The following is a 4,563-nucleotide window of genomic DNA, read 5'->3' as shown; positions in this document are numbered from 1 at the left end:
CCCTTATATCTAATAAAATAGCGCTATGATCTTTACTATTATTCTTTTCGCAAGGAACGTTTTTAACAGGAACATAACGTTTATACAAACTCGGGACCAAAATCACGACAGTTACTAGAAGCAAATAAAAAATCAAATCCACCACCTGTGTTTCAATTTATAACCTCATATTATACCTATGGGGGTATGTTGTCAAGCTAGTTAAATTTACTTCTAAAATGATTGTCTGCGATGTCGATATATCAGTTACTTAATATTTTTCTATATTTGTGAGTTATACGGAAGGATATTCATACTGGAAACGAATAATATTAGTTCCTACAGACCCTTCCCCTTATACTTTCTTCTATCATTTTGCTCATTCTTTTTTGAACCTCCTGATACTCATACTTACTCCTCTCGAGACAACTTATCAAACGTTTAGAAACTTATTCTTGTCCCCAAATTTTATTCGCACATGGGCAACTGTTTTATCAGGATATGTAAATTTCTGAAGAATCTACAAAAATGATAACATCCCTTAATGCATGTGGACCTCTCCTTAAAAACGTTTATTCAAAGCCATACTATTTTTTTTGACAAGTTTTTCTCCTATTTACAAGGGAATCTAAGCAGGAAACCACTTGAGACGCTAGCGATTGATGCCATATACCTATCGAAACTCGAGATCAAGCTCCCTAAAAGAAAAAAGAATCTGAACTAAAACGCTTACCTAATAAATCTCATTAATATTAGATTATAACAGTCAGGTTATACTAGAATGGTGGTGCTCAGTGATGTTCACTCCCCGAATGAGCATTATTTTCATTTACCTCAATTTTCAACTCTGTTGAGGTATAATCCTCGGAGTGGTTAAGCATGGGAGACCTCGCTTTATAAAGATTTTACTCATTGAGTTTTTGATTCACAAACGCAGAAAACACATATTTCTAAATGAATAAAGCCGATGATTCCTACGTAGGAATCATCGGCTTTTTACAATTAACCTGAAACTAATAATAAGGAGGAAATTTAATAGAACTATCCCCTCTCCTTCTTTGATACTGGATCGCTTACGCTTAGTAAACCATTTATGCAAGGCTGCCCCATCGTTTTATCTTCATTTAACTTTAAAGGGCCTTCTTCCTGGGTTTTTAATTCKCATACAATCGATATTGGTCACTTAATGTATCTCCATTACCGTAAATATAGGCTTTTGAGCCGGATGTATAGGAAGAATCGTCGTACTTCCATTTGATTCTGAGACCCATGTTCCCGCCTGCTCCATATGTGTTCTCGCCATTCTTTTTAATATATTGTGAAAAACTGGCCCATGTCTTGGGGCCAACCACACCATCCACATTGAGATGGTTTTCTTTTTGATATTTCTTTACACCCGCTTCGGTTTTCGGCCCAAAAATCCCATCAACGTCAACCACTGCTGAATCAGTATAAAAACCCATTACATTGAGGATATACTGCATATTTCTGACTTCCACCCCAAGAGAGTCCTTCCGCAAAATCGAGTTTTTATCCCAGCTTTGCGGGTGGTGAAATCCTCCAGCAGATGCTGAAGCGGTGGAAAATGATACACCCAGGGCTATTGCTAATACTACCAAACCAGTAAGTAATTTCTTCATAGYTCCAYCTCCCTCTTTTTTTGTTTATTCAATCCACCTTACTAATTCCCCTTAGATTTTATATTCCCCTTCCGACAAATGTCCTGTTTATTTTGAAACCGCTACACAAACATAGTCACCAGAAGGACCACAGAATAGGATAAGTTGTACGAACAATAGAGACAACCCTTAAAGCTTTAAAAGAAGATCCTAGCTATAAAACATATCCCACTTTGGGATTCCTTTACTATCCGTTCACGACTCATTTTCCTTAGTTTCACGTACACCGTTCATTTACAGGAGAGGTTAAATAAAATGGAGGTAATTCACACAAGTATGGAGAATATGTAAATAATAGTCATAATGGAGTGTGAAATATGAAAATAAAAGAGCTGTTAGATGAGCTATCCGTAACTGGAAATACAATAGCAAAAATCGCACAGGACAAGGTTGGCATTGGAGAGAAACGATTAAAGAATGCGTTACACAATGCAGGATATGAATACAGGAACAAAAATCCGAAAGGCTGGTTTTATGCAAAAGAAGGGAAAGAACCCCTTTATCAGTCAGTGTTTGAGTTCATTGAATCAAAAAATAGTTTACCTATTGTTAAACAAAGTTCACCCGACCTGAATGACACTTTACCAAGAAGTTCACAACCTATTACACTCGATGTGAAGAGTGTAAGAAATGAAGGTGAAAAATATATTCACACCGTTTTCACACCTGAAGAAGTTACGATATTAAAGGAACTGATAAAGGCATATGTTCTTGATGATCAGCAAGATAGTCAAAGAGATGATCTTTATCAAAGGGTAGTCACTTTAGAAAAAGGCAACAAAGTAAGAAAAACGATTGTCATTAACGAAGAAGTTGGGACTTTGCTTGATAGGTTCGCAGATCAACAGAAGTTTAATAAATCCGACATAATAGAACTTGCCATATTAGATTTAATTAACAAATACAAATAACTACTCAATAATATCTATTTTATGGCTCCTAGCAAGCTATATACAGCCCTATCATGTAACTGCTTAAACATGCTTTTCTTTGTGTGATTACTATTTAGGGTTCAGATCATAAATGGCGGCTTTCCTTCCTCATCATTGTTAATGTATTCGTTAATTGTTTGATTTTCTATATCTCTAGTAGTCAAAGGTTTCAGACAGACTGACTTGAATATCAAACAAATTCAATTTTAGAGTTGATTTTTTCTAATTCTTGAAGTTAACTACCAAATATTAGCTAATTGTACTTACCCTAGCATGTCCATATTTCTTGGCGTATCCCACTTTTACACTTTATTTATGACCCTAATTTATGACACCACACAATACCTTACTATTACTACACTATCAAAACGGGTGGCCTATACTTTTATGTTTTGGATAAGGTTAGTTCAAAAAAAGAGACTGACTATAAAAAGCCAGTCTAATGTGACGTCAGGTGCTTCCTCACGTCTTATATATATTATGCAAATGTTTGGACCAGGGTTACTCTATCTATTTATTTATGACTAGTTCATTTTGTTCTTGGTCAAAAACCTCATCCATTATGCTTATATAGTATGTGGAGATAACAACAAAACATTTCTTATATACGTCTATCACTTGGTAGATAGATATTGACAAGGCTTTGTTAAATGTTATTAAAATAATTCATTAAATAGCAAGGTCCCTCTACTATGTTTACTAAGTCACCAATGCTGATATATTATGTTCATTTTTACATAATCAATGGGAATTCACAGAAAAAAACTACTTTATGGTAAAGAAAGTAGTTAAAGGGAGATGGTCTAATGAATAAAAATAGACTATTTAAACATCTTTGAATGCTTCTTTCAATAGAGATTCCTAAAGATACTAAAATAAGATTGAAGAATTGGTTAAAGAAATAGAAAGTGAAGGAAAAATCAATTTAAGAGGATGTATTCAAAAAGAGTGCTCGGTTTATTTACATGGAATGATTAAGTATGCACCCGAGTAATCGGGTGTTTTTTTATTACGGATCTCGGACTTCTTTTAACCGCCACCTGTTTCATAAAGAACTAAAAAGCAACAGATTTATTGTCATCCAACAGCATGGAAATTCAAATTCTGATTAACTTTCACTTCGTTCTTTTCTTTTCCTTATTCAACATTTATGTTAGGAAATTAAACACTACTACACTACTCATCATTTGCCTTTGATAAATTTTCTGAAATTATCGTAATCAGTCTTAATGTAATGAAATACCTTTGCGTTGCCGGCATGATCTGGATGAGTTAATTTTAATAACCCTTTATATTCTGCTATCACGTCTTTATTACTCGCCATTTTTGCAAGTCCTAATTTTTCACTATAATCATTTGATTGATTATTGGAGTCTAAATTGTAATTGTCTCTTTTGTTTTCTTTTACTTTTATCAATTCATTACGTAATTCAATATTTTCTTTTAATAAATCCTTTGTTTCATTTTGTAATTTACTTTTCTCATTTTTTAGTAGTACAACTTCCTTTTTAAACATATCTCTTTGCTGGATTAATATTTTTTTTGAAGTCTCATGAAGTTCTTCAATTCCTTCTAAATGCTTATCTTGTGCTTGTATTTTTAATTTTAATCGGTGAATGATCTCGTCCTTATTTTGATCAATACGATCATTTATAGACACCTTTGAGACTGTATCATTAATTATATATCCAGTTTCCCTATTCCCGTTTCCCTCGTATTTAATCTTACCTTCACGCAGCCACCGGCTAACAGTTTGAATACTAATACTTTCTGTTATTCCTGCATCTTTTAACAGGTCAAATGCTTGATCTGTGTCATCAATTATGTATCCAGTTTTTCTATTCTTGTTTCCCCCCTCGTATTTAATTTTACCTTCACGCATCCAACGTCTAACAGTTTGAATGCTAATACTTTCTGTTACTCCTGCATCCTTTAACAGGTCAAATGCTTGATCTGTGTTCACGATGTTCCCC

Annotated in this window: 3 protein-coding genes; 1 reads left to right on the top strand and 2 read right to left on the bottom strand. The window is 34.0% G+C overall.

The features are described from left to right. Window positions 1-1,133: 1,133 nt before the first annotated feature. Window positions 1,134-1,619 carry a peptidoglycan-binding domain-containing protein gene (locus AC1DUW_RS21460; RefSeq protein WP_477643410.1) on the bottom strand — a complete coding sequence of 162 codons (486 nt, stop codon included), beginning with the start codon at window positions 1,617-1,619 and terminating at the stop codon, window positions 1,134-1,136. 356 nt (window positions 1,620-1,975) lie between these two features. Between AC1DUW_RS21460 and AC1DUW_RS21455 the strand changes: the two genes are divergently transcribed. Next, window positions 1,976-2,569, top strand: a complete 594-nt coding sequence (locus AC1DUW_RS21455) for a hypothetical protein (RefSeq protein ID WP_053345624.1) — start codon at window positions 1,976-1,978, stop codon at window positions 2,567-2,569. A gap of 1,204 nt (window positions 2,570-3,773) precedes the next feature. Here the strand turns inward: AC1DUW_RS21455 and AC1DUW_RS21450 are convergent. Further along, window positions 3,774-4,553: a hypothetical protein gene (locus tag AC1DUW_RS21450; RefSeq protein WP_053345623.1), complete on the bottom strand. Its 780-nt coding sequence runs from the start codon at window positions 4,551-4,553 to the stop codon at window positions 3,774-3,776. Window positions 4,554-4,563 lie beyond the last annotated feature (10 nt).

This window comes from Peribacillus sp. P4_C12 (assembly GCF_056402095.1).
The sequence above is the reverse complement of the archived record's forward strand: the minus strand, read 5'-3'. Positions and strand labels throughout refer to the sequence as shown.

Excerpts from the sequence above, each read along its gene's own strand:
- AC1DUW_RS21455 (WP_053345624.1), top strand. The coding sequence starts at position 1,976 with ATGAAAATAAAAGAGCTGTTAGATGAGCTATCCGTAACTGGAAATACA.